Below are 21,204 nucleotides of genomic sequence, written 5' to 3' on the forward strand. Positions count from 1 at the left end.
CGTGGTTTTATGGTAAACTATTGCGCCTTTTTTCAGTATAAAGTGTGTCGGGTTTTACCGTAAGGATTGTTCATTGTCGTTTGATCTCACTAAGCCATCGCTTCCTGCTATGTACGAATTGTTGCCCAAGTGCATGGTAGCTGACCGATTTCCGTTTCGCCGCCAGCTCCAACGTTTATCGGCAATAATGAAAAAAAATCCGGAAGAGGGGCACAAGCGCTTAACGTCGCTGGCTCAGCACATGGCGGTGTCAGCTGAAAGGCGTGGATTACGAGAACTCAACCTTCCTGAAGTAAAGTACCCGCCGCTTCCTGTTAGTGATAAAAAAGACGATATCAAAGCAGCTATCGCTAACCATCAGGTGGTGATTGTGGCAGGGGAAACAGGGTCGGGTAAAACCACGCAGTTACCCAAAATCTGCCTGGAATTGGGGCGCGGAATAGCAGGTATGATTGCCCACACTCAGCCTCGCCGCCTTGCTGCACGTAGTGTGGCGTCAAGAATTGCAGAAGAATTAGACACACCATTGGGTGAAAAAGTGGGTTTCAAAATTCGCTTTTCCGATCAGGTCAGTGAAAATAGCTATATTAAATTGATGACTGATGGGATGTTGTTGGCGGAAATGCAACAGGATCGCTTCCTAAACCAATATGACACCATTATTATTGATGAAGCCCACGAACGCAGTCTGAATATAGATTTTTTACTTGGTTATCTCAAGCAATTGCTTGCAAAGCGACCCGAATTAAAACTTATCATTACCTCTGCGACAATCGATCCCGAGCGATTTAGTCAGCATTTTAATAACGCACCTATTGTGGAAGTGAGCGGACGTACTTATCCGGTTGAAATCAGATATCACGATCGGGAAGACAGTGATGAAGAGATTGATCAAACGGAAGCAATTGTTGGTGCTGTGAATGAGCTACGAGGCGAAGCACCGGGCGATATTCTGGTTTTCTTAAGCGGCGAACGAGAGATCCGAGATACCCAGGATGCCTTACAAAAACAGCAATACCGCAACACGGAAATCGTGCCCTTATATGCCCGGCTTTCCGCCGCAGAACAAAATCGTATTTTCCAGTCTCATAGCGGTCAGCGTATAGTGCTGGCCACCAACGTAGCTGAGACGTCCTTGACGGTGCCTGGTATTAAATACGTCATTGACCCCGGTACGGCAAGGATTTCACGTTATAGTGCCCGAAGTAAAGTTCAGCGCCTACCCATTGAACCTATTTCACAAGCATCAGCGAATCAAAGGGCAGGGCGATGTGGCCGTGTTTCAAATGGTATTTGTATCAGGCTCTACAGTGAAGACGACTACCTTGGCAGACCGGAATTTACCGACCCGGAAATACTGCGTACAAATCTGGCCAGCGTTATTTTGCAAATGTTAGCGTTAGGTCTTGGCGATATAGGTGCTTTTCCCTTTGTTCAGCCTCCTGACAACAGAAATATTACCGATGGATTTCGTTTATTAGAGGAAATTCAAGCTATTGAACGCAACAAAGGTAAGCCTGCTTTAACGTCTTTGGGCAGAAAGATAGCCCGATTACCTGTTGACCCAAGATATGCGCGAATGGTCATTGAAGCGGGCAAGACGAATGCGCTTAACGAAGTACTCGTCATTGCCGCAGGACTGACTATTCAGGATCCCAGAGAACGCCCTCAGGAAAAGCGTCAGCAAGCAGATGAAAAGCACAGTGAATACGCAGATAAAGATTCGGATTTTATAAGCCTGTACAACGTTTGGCTTGCCTTCAAAGAGCAGCAACAGGCGCTGACGAATAATCAGTTGAGGAAGTGGTGTAAAACACAATTTATCAACTATTTACGTATGCGTGAGTGGCAGGATATTGTTAGTCAACTGAAGAAATCTATCGCCGAAATTGGTTTGGGAATCAGCAGCCAGCAGGCCAGTTATCAATCTGTTCATCAGGCGTTGTGTAGTGGTCTACTATCTCACCTTGGGTTAAAGGACAAGGATCGGGAATACATAGGTTCCAGGAACACCCGATTTATGCTGTTTCCAGGTTCGGGACTCGCCAAAGGTCAACCCAAATGGGTCATGGCGGCGGAATTAGTGGAAACATCTCGCTTATTTGCCAGGATGAACGCCAGGATAGATCCGACATGGGTTGAACCACTTGCTACGCATGTTACGCAATCGAGTTATTCCGAGCCCCACTGGTCGAAAAAGCGAGGGGCAGTGGTGGCGTTCGAGAAAGTCACACTTTTCGGTTTGCCAATAGTGCCAAAACGGCCGATTACGTACAGTAGAATCGATCCGGCTGTGTGCCAGGCGCTATTTATTCGTCACGCACTTATTGAAGGAGATACCAAGCTTCAATACGGTTTTTTGCAAGATAACCAAGCACTGCTGGACCAGGTGGACGAACTGGAAAAGAAAACCAGACGCCGTGACATCATGGTCGATGAAGAAACGCTGGTGGCTTTTTATTCAGCTCGCCTGCCGGTTGAAGTGAATAATGAAGCGGCCTTTAAAAAGTGGTACCAAAAACACCCTCAGCAGGAATCGTTACTTTTTTCGGAAGAAGACGTTTATCGTCAACAGCCGAAGAAATCGGTGGAAAATGCCTATCCGGATACGTGGCAGCAAGGCAGTATTCGTTTACCCTTGCGCTACCACTTCGAACCTAATGCTGAAGACGACGGCGTGACGGTGTCAATTCCACTCCCCATTTTAAATCAGGTTAGCAATGACGGCTTTGACTGGTTAGTTCCAGGCCTGCAGCACGAACTCGTTGTGAGTTTGATCAGAGGCTTGCCAAAACGGGTACGCAAAAACTTCGTTCCCGCACCTGATTACGCGGAGGCTTGCCTCGCTGATATAAGTGCCTTCGACAAACGAGGCAAACCGGTTTCACTTTTGTCGGCGCTAACCGAAAAATTGCGCAGAATGACGGGAGTAATAGTCCAGGAAGACGAGTGGAATTTATCTCAACTCGATAAACACCTGGTGATGCATTTTGCAGTGGTGAGTGAGAAAGGTGAAGTTATTGCCAGTGGGGATGACCTTGAGGCGCTAAAGAAGCAATGCCAGGGGCAGGTGAAAGCCACATTCGAACAAGCCGCCACACCAGAGTTGGAACGCAAAAATATTGAAGCCTGGGATATGGAGTACATACCAGAAACGTTCACACAGAAACTAGGTGGATTTGAAGTTCAGGCGTTTCCTGCACTGGTTCGCCGGGGTAACAAGGTTGATATTGTGTTAGTTGATGAACCGGAGAAAGCCAGACGTCAACACCGGGAAGGCGTAAATGTACTTATCCGCAATGCTATGCCTTCACCGCTGAGTTATCTGCAAGCCAAATTGCCTAATAAAGCTAAATTAGGCCTGTATTTCAACCCGTTTGGCCAGATCAAGCCGCTCATTGATGACTGCATTTTTGCGGGTATTGATAAGCTGGCGGGGGAATACATGAAGAGCGCCGACACGGATATTCGCTCAGAAGAAGATTTTAAAAAGTGTCTAGACCTGGTTAGAGCAGAAATTAACGATACGGTATTGGCCATCGCAAAACAGGTGGAAGAAGGACTAACCCTGGCGCACCAGTGTCAGAAACAGATGAAAGGAAACGTACCGCTAACTATGGTAAGTGCATTGGGTGATATAAAACAACATCTGAGTTCACTTGTATATCAGGGGTTTGTTTCCGATATTGGCAGTGAAAAACTAGTAGATTGGAATCGCTATATTAAGGGGCTTGCCAGACGCTTGGAAAAATTGCCCATTGACCCCAACAAAGACAGAATGCATCAGCAGCAAATTGACAAAGTGCAAGCAGCATTCACTAAAGCGTGCAGTAAGTTTCCACAACATAAAGTGCCACATGAACTGCTTGCAATTCGCTGGATGATAGAAGAATTAAGAGTGTCTTTTTTTGCGCAACAGCTGGGTACTGCATATCCCGTGTCTGCAAAGCGGGTAATAAACGCCATTGAGGAGTTTAGCTAACAGATAAAGCAGGTTAAAACGGTTGTCATATTGTCCGGGTATTGTGACTTTAGGATAATCAGGGTTGTTTCAAGTTGACAGAGGTGCATCCACCGCCTATAAGAGAATGTAGTATGAGGTTGCAGCCAGAGGTTTAGGAGAAGTAATAGATGTTAGGATACGACGACAAGCGCAATTTTTTCAGGATGATGGTGAATTCACCCTGTCAGGTACAAATTAACGACGAAGAATCCAGTAGAACGCTTCAGGCGGTCTGTAAGGATATCAGTGCTACAGGCATGTCTTTAGAGGTAGAAGAGCCCTCAATTGAGCTTGGTACTCAGGTAGTTGTGTCTATTGATTCAAATAGTTCACAAATTCCCTCGTTGTCTGCAGTAGCGACAGTTGTGCGTTGTGTGGCTGAGTCAGATGACAGTTGCGTTATAGGCGTTGAAATCTCTGAGATGAAGTAAGCGATTATAAATCGCTCACTTCACACACCAACCCCTTAAGATAGTAGCCCTCGGGGAAGGTTCCAATTACCGGGTGGTCTTTGGCCTGGGTGAGCCTTTCCACGATTTTAATTGTCCTTCCCGCATCCAGTGCGGCATCTGCTACGATTTTTTGGAAAAGGTCTGCTGGCATGAGACCAGAACAGCTAAACGTAAATAGCAAACCTCCTGATTTTACCCCGTGAATACCATACATATTAATGTCTTTATATCCACGGGCTGCCCGATTTAAAGAGGCTTTACTATCGACAAATTTTGGTGGATCAAGGATAACCATATCGAACTGACGTTTGCTGGTGTGATATTCACGCAATGCTTCAAACACATCTTTATTGACCATTTCAGCTTGTTCAGGTCCGAAGCCGTTGATATTGAGATGTGTTGCAGCAAGAGATAACGCGTTATCAGATACATCTACATTGGTGACGTGTTTGGCGCCTCCCCGCAGGGCCGCGCAAGCGAAGGTACCGGTATAGCTAAAACAATTAAGAACGTCAGCGTTATTGGCATAGCGTCTGACCGCATTTCTACTGTCCCTTTGGTCAAGGTAAAAGCCAGTTTTATGGCCTTTTTCTACATCGACGTTAATTCGCATCCCATTTTCAAGAATTTCTACTTGCTCTGAAATATCACCGACTCGACATGCCACAAGAGGTTCAAGGCCCTCTTTCGCCCTAACATCAACATCGCTTCTCTCAAAAATAGCATTGCCAGGTAACAGCTTTTGTAATGCCCAGAGAAGCTTATCGCGCTGTTTATCGGCGCCAGCGCTGAGTAATTGCATAACAATAACATCGTTGTAAACATCAATGGTGACGCCGGGCAAACCATCTGACTCAGAAGCAATTAATCGGTAGCTGTTGGTGTGATCTGCAATGACCCATTTTTGCCGCAAGGCAAGAGCTGACTGTAATCGTCTGACAAAAAAGCCATTGTCGATAACTTCCGATTTGTCAAAAGTCCATACTCTTACGCGTATTTGAGATGTCGGTGACCATGCGCCACGGGCCAGCCATTCTCCGTCATGGCTGTATACATCTACCGTGTCGCCAGGTCGACAACGGCCATTGAGTGTGTCAACCGCGCTTGCAAATATCCAAGGGTGGCGACGACGAAGTGACTTATCACGTTGAGGATGAAGAATAACAGAAGCAGGCATGGGCGTAATTGTATAAGTAAAAGCAAAGGACGCGAATTATAACCTTATTCCGCGGCTTTCGCGACCTGTGCAGTGAGGTATACTGAACCAACCCACGACCCACACTGTAACAAAAGAAAAAGCACAAGAAGAGGGCAGAATGAAGTACGTTAGCTATGATGCAAAGAAGGGGATTGGATCCCTTAAGCTTGAAACGACACGGGTACCGGAACGTAAAGCGGGTGAAGTTACCATTGCTGTTAAGGCGTTTGGTGTTAACCGCGCTGATACGTTGCAGCGCCAGGGAAAGTATCCTGCGCCACCTGGAGAGAGTGAGATCTTCGGGTTGGAAGTATCCGGTGAGATTTCGGCAGTGGGCGATGGTGCATCCAAATGGTCAGTGGGAGACAGAGTGTGTGCGCTGGTGCCAGGCGGTGGATACGCCGAGTTTGTCAACGTCGATGCAAGGCACGTGATGCCCGCTCCTGATGGTGTGTCTTTAACTCATGCGGCAGGTATAACCGAAGTTTTTTTAACAGCGTGGCAGGCCCTTGTTACTATCGGTAACCTGCAACAAGATGACAGAGCACTGATTCACGCTGGTGCAAGTGGGGTTGGGCTTGCTGCATTACAGTTGTGTCGTTTTAAAGGCGTAAAAACTGCAACCACAGCATCCAGCGAGGAAAAACTTGCTATGTGCCGCCAGCAGGGCGCTTCGCTGACGGTAAATTACAAACAACAAGATTTTGCTGAAAAAATTAAATCTCAATGGCCTGAGGGCGTTAATTTCATTCTTGATTTTGTAGGGGGCGACTATGTAAATCGCAATCTCAGGGTTTTAAGCCGGGATGGAATGATGGTGTATCTGGCAATGCTAGCCGGTCGCTATGCTGACAAACTTGATATGGCGCTACTGCTGGCGAAGCGAGCCAGGATCCAGGGCTCCACGTTACGCAACCGCGACGACGATTATAAAGCTGCACTGATTGACGATTTCGTGACACACGCCATGCCAGGTTTTGCCAATGGCACACTTGCTGTCAATGTCGATACGGTGTTGCCCATTGACCAAATTCAACGGGCCCACCAGTTATTGGAAGAAAATGCCACTATGGGGAAAGTAATCGTAACCTGGCAATAAGAGACGTCAGCCTTTAAACCCCTCATCGTCCTGGGTGGGGTTCTCAGCGGCCTGGCGGGCTAAATCGTCACAGCGCTCATTTTCGGGGTGACCAGAGTGACCCTTGACCCAGTGCCATTTAACCGTGTGTTTTTGTACTGCGGCATCCAGGCGTTGCCAGAGATCAGCATTCTTAACCGGCTTTTTATCTGAGGTACGCCACCCATTTTTCTTCCAGTTATGGATCCATTGATTGATGCCATTTTTAACGTATTGACTATCCGTCGTGAGATCAACTTCACACGTCTCAGTGAGACATTCAAGTGCCACCGCTGGGGCGAGTAACTCCATTCGGTTGTTAGTGGTATTGAAGTAGCCACCGCTGAGTGCTTTTTCGTGATTATTGTAAATAAGTAGTGCGCCATAGCCTCCCGGACCTGGGTTACCCAGACAAGAGCCATCTGTATACACTGCAATATTTTTCATAGGTTATGAGCGCCTTTTTTCTCTGTACTTCTTTTTATGCTGTTACTGATTTTCTGGCTTGGTATACTAAAGGTCTGTCAGATTCAGTGCCAGAAAAAAGTGGCTGCACTGTCTATATTGCCATCAAATAAGTTGTAAGCAGGTTGCAAAAATGCGTCAGATAGTACTTGATACGGAAACAACGGGTATCGAACCCCGGGAAGGACACCGGATAATAGAAATTGGCTGTGTGGAAGTGATCAACCGAAAACTGACGGGTAATCACTTTCATGTTTACATCAACCCACAACGGGAAATCGAGCAGGAAGCCATCGAAGTTCATGGTATTACCAATGAGTTTCTGGCTGATAAACCTGTGTTTTCAGCAGTGGCTGAAGATTTCATCCGCTTTATTGATGGCGGTCAACTGGTGATCCACAACGCTGCGTTTGATGTGGGCTTTATGGATCACGAGTTTGCCATGAACGGGCCAACGTCGTCAGTAAAAACCCATGACATTTGTACCGTACTGGACACATTGCTGCTGGCCAGGAAAATGCACCCCGGCCAAAAGAACAATCTTGATGCGTTGTGTAAACGCTATGGAATAGACAACAGTCACCGTGAATTACACGGGGCATTATTAGATGCCGAAATTCTGGCAGATGTTTATTTAATGATGACCGGCGGGCAAACCAAGCTCAACCTTGCCGGCCAGAATAATGGTGACAGCGGGGGAGATGCAGACGGGATAAGACGCATACAACGCAACGGAAATAAATTAAAGGTTATAACTGCATCCGCCGATGAATTAGATCAACATGAAGCGCGTCTGGATATCGTGCAAAAAAGCGGTGGTAAGTGTTTGTGGCGTACAACTCACGAAAATTAGTTGTTCTTTTCATCATTGTTGTTGCACTTCTTTACAGGAGCAACGGAGCTGTGTGGGCTCAGTCTGAATCTGACCAGGTTGAGAAGGCAGACAATGCTTCTGTGGTTGAAACCCTCGGTGACGATTATCAAAACTCCATCTTATTACTGAGAAATCGGTTCAGAATCGATCATAATGTCGATGAAGTGACAATGTTGTTTTTCCGTGACTTCGGTTCGGCGTCGGTGGTATTGGTGCGGCCAGATGGCTCTAAGATTTATTCTGGTCAGGCTGATGGGGAAAATGTGGTGTGGTATGACGACGATACCTACGACATGATCAAAATTAAGGATCCGGTCCCAGGGCCCTGGCAAGCGGTAGGGCAAATCTCTCCCGACAGCCGGGTAATGGTATTATCAGATATTGAACTTCATGCACAACCTTTACCGAGTGTGATTTTTTCTGGCGAAGTTCTCAAACAGACCGCAAGACTGACCAATGGTGGCGAACCTATCGATTATGCTCAATTTCGTGATGTAGTAGACCTTTCAATTACGCTGAAAAGCACTAATAACCCTAACTACACGAATTTCGGAGCGGCGGATGAGCTTATTGCAACCTTTGAAGATAATGGGCGGGGTATGGACGAAGCGCCTTTGGATGGCGTTTTCACCGGGCAATTCAACCTGGCAATTCCATCTGGCGAATGGCGACCTGTATTCAGTGTAGATACGCCTATGTTCTCAAGAGAACAGGTTGACCCGGTACTAATGCTGTATCCAAACCCCGTCACATTAGATGTTGTTCTGGACGACGGTCAGTCTGGTTATCACGATGTGGTCATCGACGTAGTACGTGATCAAATTGACATTTATTCACTGTTGATTGATGGAAAAGTGCGCTTCCCCAACGGTGACATTCAGAACTTTTCCCTTACCGAACCTTCCGAAGCGGCGCGAATTCATCGGGTGTTGTCTTACGAAGATGGCTTGTTTCGTATAAAAGTAACTGCTTATGCAACCACTGTAGACGGTCGTGATGTGATCCTGGATGTACCTGAGTTCACATTTTTGGGTGAAGTCGCTACAGACGATGAAGACGTCGCAGAGCCGGGGGAAACTGTGGATATGGAGGCTCAGCTAGCCGCCGAGTTGGAAAGTACCGATACACCTGTGGTAACCCCTGACGCAGACAAAGAACACCACGGCATGGATGACAGTACCCTCTATTTATTGATAGGCATTGTAAATGGCACTATTGTCGTTGTGGGTGTGGCTGTAGCGGGCGTGGTTTTATGGCGAAGAAAAAAACGCTCTGGCGCTGAGGGCAAAGCTACAGAACCTAAAACTGTTGAAGCTACGCAAGAAACTGAAAAAGACAAGACAAAGTCTGGCATGTTTAGTGGTCTGCTGGCCAAGTTTAAAAAGAAAAAACCAAGCGAATAAATCGAAGACGCTAAAAAAATGCGTTTTTTCATTTTAATTGTTCTATATTGCAGCATCATGGCGAGAAAACGCGCAAACAAACCCAATTGGGAAATTTTATCTAAAAAAACCGTTGACTCGACCATAGGGAATACGTATTATCTGCGCCGCAGTCAGGGCAGAGAGTTCAACGAAGTTTCTGCAAGCTGCTGAAAATATTGAAAATGTGGAGCGGTAGTTCAGTTGGTTAGAATACCGGCCTGTCACGCCGGGGGTCGCGGGTTCGAGTCCCGTCCGCTCCGCCACTTTTCAATAGCAAAACTAATATGGTTCTTCGGAGCGGTAGTTCAGTTGGTTAGAATACCGGCCTGTCACGCCGGGGGTCGCGGGTTCGAGTCCCGTCCGCTCCGCCATTTAGTTTCGCAATATTCCCTTTGGAGCGGTAGTTCAGTTGGTTAGAATACCGGCCTGTCACGCCGGGGGTCGCGGGTTCGAGTCCCGTCCGCTCCGCCATCTACTCGAAATATTCATTTATTCAATCCCTTATGCTTGGTACATACGCTGTATCACGGTATCATTCTGCGGGTTCAAATTTACACGAAGAAATTTTCTATGAATGATATTCTCGCTTGTCGGGAGGTGTCTAAAACCTACCATGATGGCGAAACTGAAACCGCTGTACTTTCCGACGTAAGTCTTTCAATTAAAGCAGGAGAGCACGTTGCTGTGCTTGGTAGCTCGGGCTCTGGGAAAAGCACATTACTGCATATCCTCGGCGGACTGGACACACCGTCTCGAGGAGAAGTGTGGTTTCAGGGGCAAGCGTTGACGTCTCTGAAAGCAAAGGCCCTGGCAACACTGCGCAACCAGAAAATGGGTTTTATCTACCAGTTTCATCATTTATTACCTGAGTTTACTGCATTAGAAAATGTGTCTATGCCACTCCTAATCGGTCAGTACGACGTTGACAAAGCCCAGGTGCTGGCTACGGATATGCTCAGTGAAGTGGGGCTAAGTCATCGTCTGCACCACAAACCCGCGGCGCTCTCAGGGGGAGAAAGGCAAAGGGTAGCCATTGCCCGGGCGCTGGTAACCAAACCAGCTGTGGTACTGGCAGATGAACCTACGGGAAATTTGGACAACAAGACCGGGGAGCAAGTTTATGATTTGCTTACCGGGCTAAGTCAGTCAAGTGGTACCAGTTTTGTGGTAGTAACCCACGACATAGCACTTGCGTCTAAAATGGACAGGACCCTTAGGATCAGAGATGGTCAGTTGGTGGAAGAGGGGAGCTAGCATGCAATTAGCCTGGTTTTTAGGGGTTCGGTTCAGAAAAGGTAAACAGCGCAATGGCTACATCTCTTTTATTTCGTTTTCATCTACGGCAGGCATAGCACTTGGTTGTTTTGTTCTGATCGTATTGCTATCAATCATGAACGGTTTCGAGCGCGAATTGCTAACCCGGGTCCTGGCTGTGGTTCCGCACGGGGAACTGTATTCAATAAGTGAAGAAGGCATTGATAACTGGCAGCAGGTGACAAAAGAGCTCAATGAAGATCCCCGGGTTAGCAGTGTTGAACCCTACACCAAAATTACCGGAATGTTGCAACACAAGGGGACGCTGAAGGCCATCGAGCTTACCGGGCTTGATTTATCTTTTGCAAAACACGACCGTTGGCGTGATCAGGTAAATGAAGCTGACTGGCTCGAATTTCAAAATAATTCAAACAGTGTGTTATTAGGGGCGGGGTTTATGGAAAAACTTTCACTGCAACCTGGTGACCGTATTTCCATATTGATCCCCACGGCTACGCAGGACCTGTCATTTAAAGCACCTCACACTATGTCTCTAACAATCGCTGGTACGTTAAATGTTGGCGGTGAGATGGACAACTACGTCGCCATGATGCACCTGGAGAAAGCCTCTGAAGAAGCGGGAGTGAGTTTTGGTGCACAAGGTTTACGCTTCAGGCTCAATGATCCCTATCGTGCTTATGAAACCATGAGGAGTATCGGCTATGATTTCCCACAAGCGGTTTACATATCATACTGGACTCGTACTCAGGGCCATTTGTACAACGACATTCAACTGGTAAGAACCGTAGTATATATTGCGCTTACTTTGGTTATTGCGGTAGCTTGTTTTAATATTGTGTCGTCACTGGTCATGTCGGTAAGAGAGAAGCGAGGGGGCATTGCGATTTTAAAAACGATGGGCGCATCCGATCGTCTGATACGTCAAACATTCGTTATTCAAGGCTTGATTAACGGGCTGCTGGGCATTGTTATTGGAACGGTTGGTGGTGTGTTAGTCGCGCCGAATTTATCAACTATTGTCTCATTTTTAGAACAGCTAACGGGCGTCACATTGTTGTCTGGGGATATCTATTTTATAGATTTTCTGCCATCGGAGCTTCAATGGCCTGATGTAGTGGTAACAGTCAGCGTCGCCTTTGTCTTGTGTTTGCTCGCTACTTGGTATCCCGCATCCAGGGCAGTTCACATTGCCCCGGCTTCGGCATTGAATGGCTAGTTAAAGCGGGTTTTCTGTCATCAGTGTCTCGGGACACTTTGACAGAAACTAACCCGCTAATTACTTATTTATTGTGGTCGAAGTGCTCAAAATCGACGGTTTCTTCTTTAATGCCAGCGCTGGGATCATTAAATACGCCTTCATCAAGTTCACCTTCACTTTTCGCAATAATGCATGACACGGTACAATCGCCAGTGATGTTCACCACAGTGCGTGTCATGTCTAACAATCGGTCTACACCAATAATAAGAGCAATACCTTCAACGGGCAGGTTTACCTGTTGCAATACCATTGCCAGCATTATTAGTCCTACACCAGGTACACCGGCGGTTCCAACTGAGGCCAGTGTCGCAGTAAGTACAACCATGAGGTAATCACCGAGTGTGAGGTCCACTGCATAGACCTGAGCGATAAACACAGTTGCAACGCCTTGCATAATGGCGGTGCCGTCCATGTTGATCGTTGAACCTAACGGCAGTGTAAATGAAGAAACTGATTTGCCTACACCTAACTTGTTGCGCGCAGTTTCCATGGTAACAGGAAGTGTGGCACTACTACTGGATGTGGTAAAAGCGAACAAAGCAGCGTCACGCATCTTAATCAACATTGCTAAGGGGCTTAGACCGGTGAAAGCTTTCAGAAGCATGGGGTACGTTAACAACGCATGGACAAATAACACGAACAGGACTAAGAAGAAATATTTTGCCAGACTACCCAGCATGTCGGCCCCAATGGTACTAAATAACTTCGCCATAAGAACAAATACACCATACGGTGCAAGGTTCATGATAATTGTTACCAGGCGCATGATAATCGTATTGATGTCTTCAAAAATAGCGCCCAAACGTTTACCCGCTTCACCCGTCATGGCCATAGATACGCCAAACAAAACAGCAAAGATAATAATTTGTAGCATGTTGCCTTCAGCCATTGCTTTGATGGGGTTGGTGGGGAACATGTTTATGATGACCTGAGCAAATGACGGGGCTTCTTTGGCAACGTAGTCTGCATCGGTAGGGATGTTAACCCCACTTCCGGGCGACACTAATAATCCCAGACTTATTGCCAGTGTAATCGCAATAGCCGTTGTTAGAATATAAAGGCAAATGGATTTAAACCCAAGGCGGCCAAGCTTACTCGGGTCGGAAAGACTACAGGTACCACAAACTAACGAAACAAATACAAGTGGTACCACTAACATTTTGAGACTATTAATAAAAATTTGACCAATAGTAGAGAATATACCTTCTACTACAATCCCATACGTGGAAAAGTTAAAGCCGAATATCGAAAAGCGTAAATCTCCGCTATCATCGAACAAAAATTGGAGTAAAGCTCCGGTAATGATTCCGGTGCCCATGCCGATAAAGATTTTGGCAGTAAGACTGAGCTTTTTAGAAGATTGCGACATGTAAGTTCCCTAAAAACGATGTTTTTAATTTTTTTATTGCTTTAGTGTGCCAGAATCATATCAGAATGAAATGAGAAATATTTCAGTATTGTCAATTACTAGAGGTCCAGGAAGACAACTATGAAAACATATTCCAAGTCTCTGACGCTGTTCAGTTTGCTGTTCTTATTATTTGCTTGTGGAGGCGGTGGTTCCCTTGAGCGGGATTCCGATACAGATACCGGCTCCGGAGACTCTGGCGACAGCAGTGATCCAACTTACACGGTTTCCCTCACACTCGTAAACCAAAATAGCGACACAGACCGGAATCTTGCGACAGATAACCCATTAACCATAAATGCATCTGTCATTGACGATGAAGGTGCACCTGTTGCTGATACGCTTATTACCTTTTCTCTTTCAAACGCAGATCTGGCCTCCTTCGGAAATGATACTGGAACGGCAAGAACCGACGACTCCGGCTCAGCTAGTATTGGGCTTGTTGTGGGAGCGGCTGCAGGCGATGGGCAAATAACTGCAACCTTGCCTGATGGTACCACTGGCACCACTACGTTTACGTCGGCGGGAAGCGATGAAGAAGAAGATGCTGAATACACAGTGACGTTTTCTGTCGTCAATGCTGCCGGGGATGAAGATAAAAACCTGGCGTCTGACAATCCTCTAACGGTAAATTTGTTAGTGGTGGATCAAAACGATAATCCGCTCACCGACGCTTTGGTAACGTTTTCTCTATCTAACGATGATTTAGCTGTGTTTAGCAATGATACCGGGACAGCAAGAACTGACAGTGATGGCAGGGCGAGTATTGTTCTGACACCTGGCACAGTAGCTGGCGACGGGCAAATCACAGTGACGTTGCCGGACGACACAACTGCGTCTACTACATTTTCTTCAACGGGTACAACAGTAATAAATGATGTACCTGCCGATTTAGAACTATATGCGAACTCGCTGACACTTGCCTCTTCAGGTTCGGACGAAGTCGAACTCATTGCATTGGTTAAAAATTCCCGCAGTATTTTAATGGAAGGGGTAGAAGTGACATTTTCAGCGCCGGTAGACGCAGGCCTGGAAATTCAGCAGGTAGATGAGGTCACCGGGGAAAATGGCATCGCAACAGCCATTGTTACCAGTCAGAATGATGCTTCATTCCGAACTGTACAAGTAACTGCAACGGCGGGTGAACAAGTTCAGACAGTCGATATTTTGATTGTTGGCACAGAGGTTACCATTAACGGTGCGAAGTCGATGACGGTGAATGATAGTACCGAACTCACCATTCGTGTGCAGGATTCAGATGGCACAAACCTGACTAACCAGGAAGTACTCGTTACAACCACACTGGGAGAATTGCGCAATACGGATGAAGGCACTGCGGGAACATCCATCACGACAAACACGGGTACCGAAGGGCAGGGAACTATTCGCTTCGTCGGTACGGCTTCTGGGCTCGCAATCATTTCTGCTGAAGCATTAAACGTAACATCAGAGCTGTTTGAAATCACAGTTCAACAAGATGATTTTGGTTTTAGTTCAGTACCTGAAGATGATATCGAGGTCGCACCAGACAATAATTACGAAGCGAGTGATTATGCAGTAATTGAAGTGACATGGAACAAAGACGGTGCGCCCTTTGACGGCGGCGAAGTGACGTTTTCTGCCTCAAGAGGAGATATTCGCCCAGGAGATGAAGTTGGCACCACAGGCACCGACGGTAAAGTTAGCTTCAGTATCGCGTCAACCAACGCTGGCCTTGCTGCAATAACAGCAACTGGCGTTGATAACGACGGTCAGGAAGTCAGCGCATCTATTGAAGTTGAATTTGTGGCAACCAATTCAAACACGATTCTGGTTGATGCATCCCCGGACCAAATAGGTCCAGACGGGCAAACCAGTACAATTACCGCGATAGTTCGGGATCCTGCCGGAAATCTGGTAAAAGATGAGGTGGTTAACTTTACGGTAAACGATACCAGTACGGGTTCTATTTCACCATCCCAGGCTACAACAGACAGTAATGGTATCGCTTCTACGGTATTTACTTCTGGCGGTGTTACCAGTGAAGATGCCGTGTTAATTACTGCTACAGTGCAGGATAAACCCAGTGTAACGGGTGACGTGACACTTACTGTCGGCAATCGCGCTTTCGATGTGTCTATCGGTACGGGCAATGAAATATCAAAACCGGATTCAACCACATACCTGAAAGAATTTGCAGTGTTTGTGACTGACGCCGTTGGACAACCGGTAGAAGGGGTGGCTCTTACCGCATCGTCTACACCGGTAAAATACAGCCAGGGAGGTCAGTATTTCAAAGGTGGTTGGATCTTCGTTGAACCTACCTGGACAGTGGGTTATATCATGGAAATCGATGGCGAAGATGAGCAGATATTTGAATATACGGCAATGTGTGACAATGAAGATATTAACGCCAATGGTATTTTGGAAATAGACAGTGAAGATACCAATGGTGACGGATTTCTTACGCCAGGTATCATTGGCTCCGTAACATTCAAGGAGGGCGTGAATGAAACTGACGCAAATGGTCAGGCTACTCTTGAATTGCGTTATCCGCGAGAATACGCCGCATTCTATGAGGCAGAAATTACTGTATTTGCTCAGTCGACAGGCAGTGAAGCCAGTGCGAGTATGAAGTATCTCTATGGCATTGCGGCAGAAGATGCGTCGAATGAAAACATTCGACCGCCGTCCAGTCCTTTTGGTACAGGTTTTAGGTGTGACAACACAAACTAAACCAAATTAAAAAAAGGCTGTGGATAAAATCCACAGCCTTTTTTCTTATCAAAACGTTTTCTTTCCGTTACAAAAACTCGTCACGCTCTAATGGCAACTCACAATGATGATTGCTGAAAGGGATAAACAGATCCGAGCTTCATAATTTGTGTGAGTTCATCTAATGCGGTACGGCTTTCGTTGAGAAGTGCAGGATCCCGTAAATCGTCTTCACTGAGTCGGTCGCGATAATGCTTCTCTACCCATTGATTCAATCGGGCAAACAACATATCGTTCATGAGGGTATGCTGGTTGGTTGCGGCCAGTTCTTGTTCGGTCATGGCTACACGCAGGCGCAAACATGCTGGTCCGCCACCATTTTTCATGCTCTGTTTTACGTCGAAAAACTTCACCTCTTTTATGGGAGTGCCCAAGGTAGTCAGTTGTTCAAGATAAGCTGATACAGCATTGTTTTCCTGGCATTCCGTAGGTGCGATAATCGCCATATGACCGTCTGGCAATGTAATTATCTGGGTGTTGAACAAATACGTACTAACCGCATCCAGCACAGAAACAGAAGCCGAGGGAACTTCAATAAAATGAAGTGGGCTATCACCAAATTTGGCTTTAATTTCATTGAGGACTGTGTGGGTATTTAAGAATGCTTGCTCATGGTAAAAGAGCACGTTTTGATTGCCCACAGAGATAACGTCATTGTGGAATACCCCTTGGTCAATAACATCAGGATTTTGTTGAATAAATACCACATTGTCATCATCCAAACCATGCAACCTCGCCACCGCCTGACACGCTTCGAGAGTCTGACGTGCCGGATACCTTTTCGGAGCAGGTTTCGTACTGTCAAATGCGTAGCGACCATACACAAATAATTCTACACCGGCCCGGCCGTAATCAGTGCAAAGACGGGTGTGGTTAGCGGCGCCCTCATCGCCGAAGTGTTCATTGTCTGGTAGGTGGGTATGGTGAGCAAAATATTTTTCTGACGCAAATGTTGCTTTTAAAATGTTGCCGGTGACCACAGGCTCTAAAGAACGGTGGAATTTATTCGTCAGATTTGCAGGCGTGAAATGAACTCTACCGTCGGCGGTGTCAGCACTGGGTGATACAGTGGCTGCATTTGCTGTCCACATACTGGATGCGGAGCAACACGCTAAGAACACTTGTGGCGCGTTCTGTGCTGCCAAGGCAAGTACACGGGCGTCAGAACCTGTGAATCCAATACGACGCAAAGCGGCGATGTCGGGGCGCTCTTGAGGTGCTAGCACCCCTTGCTTCATCCCCATGTCAGCCAGTGCCTTCATTTTTGTCAGCCCTTGCTTTGCAGCTTCTTTCGGGTTGCTCACTGCACTCGCGTTATTTTGCGAGGCGACATTACCAACAGACAAACCCGCATAATTGTGGGTAGGACCAACTAAACCGTCAAAATTGACTTCGTATTGCCGCATGACTTGCCTCTTTTAATGTAGTTTTTCAATTGCTGTTTGTCTATGGACTTGAAATTCCTTGAAGAATCCTAATAAACAGACTAGTTAAAGTATGATGGTTTAAAATGGGCCATTTGGGCGGCATTATACGACTTTTAATGCCGTTGCCAATGCCAGTGGCGAAAAAGTGAACAGAGTTTGGCGGTTTTAGCAACGCTGTAAAGAATAACTATTAAGAAGATCTTGTTTTCCATTCACTTTGTAGATATATGTTAAAAAAAGAGAGGACAGCCACCATAGGCATTTTGCTGTCCCAAAGTTTAGATAAAACAGGGTTAACCCTCTGATTAAGAACAGGTTTAATTAATTTTTATGGCAAAATCACTGGTCATTGTAGAGTCACCAGCTAAAGCGAAAACGATAAATAAGTATCTTGGCAAAAATTTTATCGTTAAATCTTCAGTTGGCCACGTTCGCGATTTGCCGACAAAGGCTGTCGGAAACGTCGAACCCAAAAAACCGGCCAAGGAACTGAAGCTTCTCAGCGACAGTGAGCGGGAAGAGTATCTCAGAAAATATGAGTATCGAAAGCTGGTAGATCGCATGGGCGTTGACCCCGAAGCTGACTGGAAAGCCCACTACCAGGTATTGCAAGGTAAAGAAAAAGTTGTCAACGAACTGAAGAAGTTGGCCAAAGACGCAGATACTGTTTATCTCGCAACGGATTTGGACCGCGAAGGGGAAGCCATCGCCTGGCATTTAAGAGAATTGCTTGGCGATAAAGGCAAAACCTATCAGCGGGTTGTATTCAACGAGATCACGAAAAATGCCATTCAAGACGCCTTTTCCCATCCGGGAGAGGTGAATACTGACAGAGTGAATGCGCAACAGGCTCGTCGATTCCTCGACCGTGTTGTTGGCTTCATGGTGTCGCCATTGTTGTGGAAAAAGATTGCAAGGGGCTTGTCAGCAGGCCGGGTTCAGTCTGTGGCTGTTCGCCTGGTGGTTGAACGTGAACGGGAAATTAAGGCATTCGTGCCAGAGGAATTCTGGGACGTTCATGCCGATTTGACATCAGCGCAACAGCAACAGCTAAGAATGTTGGTGAGCCGCTATCAGGACAAGCCGTTCAAGCCCAAAAACAAAGCTGAAACCGACACCGCGCTGGAACGTTTAAATGGTTCTCCCTATATTGTCGATAGCCGTGAATCCAAGCCGACGCAAAGCAAGCCGTCTGCGCCGTTTATTACCTCGACATTGCAACAGGCTGCCAGTACCAGGCTCGGTTTTGGTGTAAAGAAAACCATGATGCTGGCGCAGCGTCTGTATGAAGCCGGGCATATCACTTACATGCGTACGGATTCCACGAATTTAAGCCAGGAAGCGCTGGATAACTGTCGCCAATATATCGAAGACAGTTTTGGAAGCCGTTATTTGCCTGACAACCCAATTCGTTATGGTAGCAAGGAGGGCGCTCAGGAAGCTCACGAAGCCATTCGTCCTTCAAGTGTAAGTGTTCAGGCTGCATCCCTTAAAGAGATGGAGAGAGACGCACAGCGCCTATACGAGCTTATCTGGCGACAGTTTGTCGCTTGTCAGATGACGAATGCCAAATACGATGCCACAACCATAAAAGTGTCTGCAGGTGATTACGAATTGGTGGCGAAAGGGCGCGTACTTAAATTTGATGGTTGGACGAAGGTTCAGCCCCAATTGCGTAAAAAAGGTGAGGAAGAGCGTTTACTCCCCGATGTAAAACAAGGTGATAGCCTCGATTTACAGGCTCTTGACCCGAAACAGCATTTTACCAAACCCGTTGCCCGTTTTAACGAAGCTTCACTGGTAAAAGAGTTGGAAAAACGCGGAATTGGCAGGCCGTCTACGTACGCCAGTATCATTTCTACGATTCAGGACCGCGGCTATGTGCGGCTGGAAAATAAACGTTTTTACGCCGAGAAAATGGGTGAAATCGTCAATGATCGTTTAATGGAAAACTTTGATGATCTTATGAGCTATGATTTCACTGCAAACATGGAACAGCATCTGGATGATATTGCTGATGGCAAAAAGAATTGGAAGCAAGTCTTAGATGCTTTCTACGATGATTTTTATGCCAAGCTGTTGTTAGCTGAAAAAGCTGCAGAAGAAGGGGGCATGCGCGCTAATCAGGCTATTCCCTCTGGTATAACATGTGATAAATGCGGCCGCGAAATGAACGTGCGCACAGCATCTACTGGCGTCTTCCTGGGCTGCTCTGGGTACAACTTACCGCCAAAAGAGCGTTGCACAAATACGATGAACCTCACATCTGGTGATGAGGTGGTGAAAGTTGATGATGAGGACGAGCTAGAGACAGAAGCGCTGAGGGCTAAACGCCGTTGTCAGATTTGCGGCACTGCGATGGACAGTTACCTCGTGGATGAAAAACGCAAACTCCACGTATGCGGTAACACACCTACTTGTCCCGGTACTTACGTAGAAACTGGTACTTTTAAAATTAAGGGGTATGACGGTCCAATTATCGAGTGTGACAAATGCGGCAGCGATATGGAGCTTAAAAACGGTCGATTTGGAAAATATTTCGGCTGTACCAGTGAAACCTGTAAGAATACCCGTAAACTGCTACGCAATGGTGAAGCTGCGCCACCTAAAGAAGATCCGGTAGATCTCCCCGAGTTGCCTTGTGAAAAAACTGATGCCCATTTTGTGCTTCGTGATGGTGCGTCTGGCATCTTTTTAGCTGCCCATAATTTCCCGAAATCGAGGGAGACCCGAGCGCCCAAGGTCGCCGAGTTAGCGCGCTTCCGAGAGCGTATCTCTCCCAAGTTTTATTATTTGGCAGATGCGCCTCAGGAAGATCCAGATGGTAACCCAACGATTGTTCGCTTTAGCCGGAAAACGAAGCAGCAGTACGTTATGTCAGAAAATGAAAATGGTAAATCTACTGGTTGGTCAGCCTGGTATGAAGGCGGCAAGTGGGTTACCCAGGACAAAAAGAAAAAATAGGTCGCACATCATATGGCATCTTTACAAGACCAACTATTAAAGGCCGGGCTCGCGGATAAATCCTCTGCGAAACAGGCCCGGGCGGCGAAGCGCAAAAAGCAGAAGCTCAAGAATAAAAATCAGGCGGTTGAGGTTGACGAGGCCAAACTGGCTGCTGAGAAAGCTGCAGAAGAGAAAAGGGTAAAAGATCGGGAGTTGAACGAGCAACAACAAAAAGCTCGAGAGAAGCGCTCTGTGTTGGCTCAGATAAAGCAACTGATAGAAGTTAACAAGCAAACCCGTAAAGGCGATACCCTGCTCAATTTTACTCACAATAATTTGGTAAAACGCATGTATGTCAGCGATGACATGCACAAGCAGGTCACAAAAGGCCGTTTGGTCGTCGTGTTGCTTGATGACAGTTACGAACTTGTACCAACACCAGTGGCTGACAAAATTGCCCAGCGTGACGAGGCCTTTGTAATTTATCGTGCTGATTTGGACACTAAAGGTGCCGACGGTAACGAGCAGGACGAAGATGATTGGTACGCTGACTACGAAATTCCCGACGATTTAACCTGGTAAGTAACCTTCTCGCAGTGCGTG

At 46.6% G+C, this 21,204-nt stretch carries 14 protein-coding genes and 3 tRNA genes; 13 read left to right on the plus strand and 4 right to left on the minus strand.

Annotated features, from left to right (window positions below; all coding sequences use genetic code 11):
- The first annotated feature begins 109 nt into the window (after positions 1-109).
- Complete coding sequence (hrpA, locus tag ACXACM_RS12375; protein ID WP_474824330.1) at positions 110-3,982, plus strand: ATP-dependent RNA helicase HrpA; 3,873 nt, start codon at positions 110-112, stop codon at positions 3,980-3,982.
- 149 nt (positions 3,983-4,131) lie between these two features.
- Positions 4,132-4,434, plus strand: coding sequence for a PilZ domain-containing protein (locus ACXACM_RS12380; protein ID WP_474822066.1), 303 nt, complete (start codon positions 4,132-4,134; stop codon positions 4,432-4,434).
- Positions 4,435-4,438: 4 nt separating this feature from the next.
- Here ACXACM_RS12380 and ACXACM_RS12385 read toward each other — a convergent pair whose 3' ends face one another.
- Positions 4,439-5,632, minus strand: a complete 1,194-nt coding sequence (locus ACXACM_RS12385) for a class I SAM-dependent rRNA methyltransferase (RefSeq protein WP_474822068.1) — start codon at positions 5,630-5,632, stop codon at positions 4,439-4,441.
- Between the two features lie 139 nt (positions 5,633-5,771).
- On the opposite strand from ACXACM_RS12385, the gene ACXACM_RS12390 reads away from it, so the two are divergent.
- On the plus strand, positions 5,772-6,752 hold the full coding sequence (locus ACXACM_RS12390; protein WP_474822069.1) for an NAD(P)H-quinone oxidoreductase: 981 nt from the start codon (positions 5,772-5,774) through the stop codon (positions 6,750-6,752).
- A 6-nt stretch (positions 6,753-6,758) separates the two neighbouring features.
- Here ACXACM_RS12390 and rnhA read toward each other — a convergent pair whose 3' ends face one another.
- A complete protein-coding gene (gene rnhA, locus ACXACM_RS12395; protein WP_474822071.1) occupies positions 6,759-7,217 on the minus strand; it encodes a ribonuclease HI in 459 nt (152 codons plus the stop codon).
- A 151-nt stretch (positions 7,218-7,368) separates the two neighbouring features.
- Between rnhA and dnaQ the strand changes: the two genes are divergently transcribed.
- The 7 genes from dnaQ (at position 7,369) to lolE (ending at position 12,024) form a co-directional block, all read left to right on the plus strand.
- Positions 7,369-8,088, plus strand: coding sequence for a DNA polymerase III subunit epsilon (gene dnaQ / locus ACXACM_RS12400; protein WP_474822072.1), 720 nt, complete (start codon positions 7,369-7,371; stop codon positions 8,086-8,088).
- 50 nt (positions 8,089-8,138) lie between these two features.
- The gene (locus ACXACM_RS12405; RefSeq protein WP_474822073.1) at positions 8,139-9,512 is read left to right on the plus strand and encodes a TIGR03503 family protein; all 1,374 of its coding nucleotides are present in this window, start codon (positions 8,139-8,141) and stop codon (positions 9,510-9,512) included.
- A 207-nt stretch (positions 9,513-9,719) separates the two neighbouring features.
- Positions 9,720-9,796: transfer RNA gene (locus ACXACM_RS12410), tRNA-Asp, on the plus strand.
- A gap of 31 nt (positions 9,797-9,827) precedes the next feature.
- Positions 9,828-9,904, plus strand: a tRNA-Asp gene (locus tag ACXACM_RS12415).
- Positions 9,905-9,927: 23 nt separating this feature from the next.
- Positions 9,928-10,004: transfer RNA gene (locus ACXACM_RS12420), tRNA-Asp, on the plus strand.
- 99 nt (positions 10,005-10,103) lie between these two features.
- Positions 10,104-10,787 carry a lipoprotein-releasing ABC transporter ATP-binding protein LolD gene (lolD, locus tag ACXACM_RS12425; protein WP_474822075.1) on the plus strand — a complete coding sequence of 228 codons (684 nt, stop codon included), beginning with the start codon at positions 10,104-10,106 and terminating at the stop codon, positions 10,785-10,787.
- A 1-nt stretch (position 10,788) separates the two neighbouring features.
- A complete protein-coding gene (gene lolE / locus ACXACM_RS12430) occupies positions 10,789-12,024 on the plus strand; it encodes a lipoprotein-releasing ABC transporter permease subunit LolE (protein ID WP_474822076.1) in 1,236 nt (411 codons plus the stop codon).
- A gap of 64 nt (positions 12,025-12,088) precedes the next feature.
- Here lolE and ACXACM_RS12435 read toward each other — a convergent pair whose 3' ends face one another.
- Positions 12,089-13,435: a dicarboxylate/amino acid:cation symporter gene (locus ACXACM_RS12435; protein ID WP_474822077.1), complete on the minus strand. Its 1,347-nt coding sequence runs from the start codon at positions 13,433-13,435 to the stop codon at positions 12,089-12,091.
- Between the two features lie 120 nt (positions 13,436-13,555).
- Between ACXACM_RS12435 and ACXACM_RS12440 the strand changes: the two genes are divergently transcribed.
- Positions 13,556-16,189 carry an Ig-like domain-containing protein gene (locus ACXACM_RS12440; RefSeq protein WP_474822079.1) on the plus strand — a complete coding sequence of 878 codons (2,634 nt, stop codon included), beginning with the start codon at positions 13,556-13,558 and terminating at the stop codon, positions 16,187-16,189.
- 98 nt (positions 16,190-16,287) lie between these two features.
- Here the strand turns inward: ACXACM_RS12440 and astB are convergent, their stop codons facing one another.
- Entirely contained in the window at positions 16,288-17,634 is a 1,347-nt protein-coding gene (astB, locus tag ACXACM_RS12445) for an N-succinylarginine dihydrolase (protein ID WP_474822080.1), read from the minus strand.
- Positions 17,635-17,985: 351 nt separating this feature from the next.
- Between astB and topA the strand changes: the two genes are divergently transcribed.
- Both topA and ACXACM_RS12455 read left to right on the plus strand, forming a co-directional pair.
- Positions 17,986-20,619: a type I DNA topoisomerase gene (gene topA / locus ACXACM_RS12450; RefSeq protein ID WP_474822081.1), complete on the plus strand. Its 2,634-nt coding sequence runs from the start codon at positions 17,986-17,988 to the stop codon at positions 20,617-20,619.
- A 12-nt stretch (positions 20,620-20,631) separates the two neighbouring features.
- Entirely contained in the window at positions 20,632-21,183 is a 552-nt protein-coding gene (locus ACXACM_RS12455) for a DUF2058 domain-containing protein (RefSeq protein ID WP_474822083.1), read from the plus strand.
- The last annotated feature ends 21 nt before the right edge of the window (positions 21,184-21,204 follow it).

Source organism: Alteromonas sp. AWQ4_252 (genome assembly GCF_056158205.1).

Bases quoted from the DNA above. Each gene is read 5' to 3' on its own strand.
- hrpA (WP_474824330.1), top strand. From the start codon at position 110: ATGTACGAATTGTTGCCCAAGTGCATGGTAGCTGACCGATTTCCGTTT.
- ACXACM_RS12380 (WP_474822066.1), top strand. From the start codon at position 4,132: ATGTTAGGATACGACGACAAGCGCAATTTTTTCAGGATGATGGTGAAT.
- ACXACM_RS12385 (WP_474822068.1), bottom strand. From the start codon at position 5,632: ATGCCTGCTTCTGTTATTCTTCATCCTCAACGTGATAAGTCACTTCGT.
- ACXACM_RS12390 (WP_474822069.1), top strand. From the start codon at position 5,772: ATGAAGTACGTTAGCTATGATGCAAAGAAGGGGATTGGATCCCTTAAG.
- rnhA (WP_474822071.1), bottom strand. From the start codon at position 7,217: ATGAAAAATATTGCAGTGTATACAGATGGCTCTTGTCTGGGTAACCCA.
- dnaQ (WP_474822072.1), top strand. From the start codon at position 7,369: ATGCGTCAGATAGTACTTGATACGGAAACAACGGGTATCGAACCCCGG.
- lolD (WP_474822075.1), top strand. From the start codon at position 10,104: ATGAATGATATTCTCGCTTGTCGGGAGGTGTCTAAAACCTACCATGAT.
- lolE (WP_474822076.1), top strand. From the start codon at position 10,789: ATGCAATTAGCCTGGTTTTTAGGGGTTCGGTTCAGAAAAGGTAAACAG.
- ACXACM_RS12435 (WP_474822077.1), bottom strand. From the start codon at position 13,435: ATGTCGCAATCTTCTAAAAAGCTCAGTCTTACTGCCAAAATCTTTATC.
- ACXACM_RS12440 (WP_474822079.1), top strand. From the start codon at position 13,556: ATGAAAACATATTCCAAGTCTCTGACGCTGTTCAGTTTGCTGTTCTTA.
- astB (WP_474822080.1), bottom strand. From the start codon at position 17,634: ATGCGGCAATACGAAGTCAATTTTGACGGTTTAGTTGGTCCTACCCAC.
- topA (WP_474822081.1), top strand. From the start codon at position 17,986: ATGGCAAAATCACTGGTCATTGTAGAGTCACCAGCTAAAGCGAAAACG.
- ACXACM_RS12455 (WP_474822083.1), top strand. From the start codon at position 20,632: ATGGCATCTTTACAAGACCAACTATTAAAGGCCGGGCTCGCGGATAAA.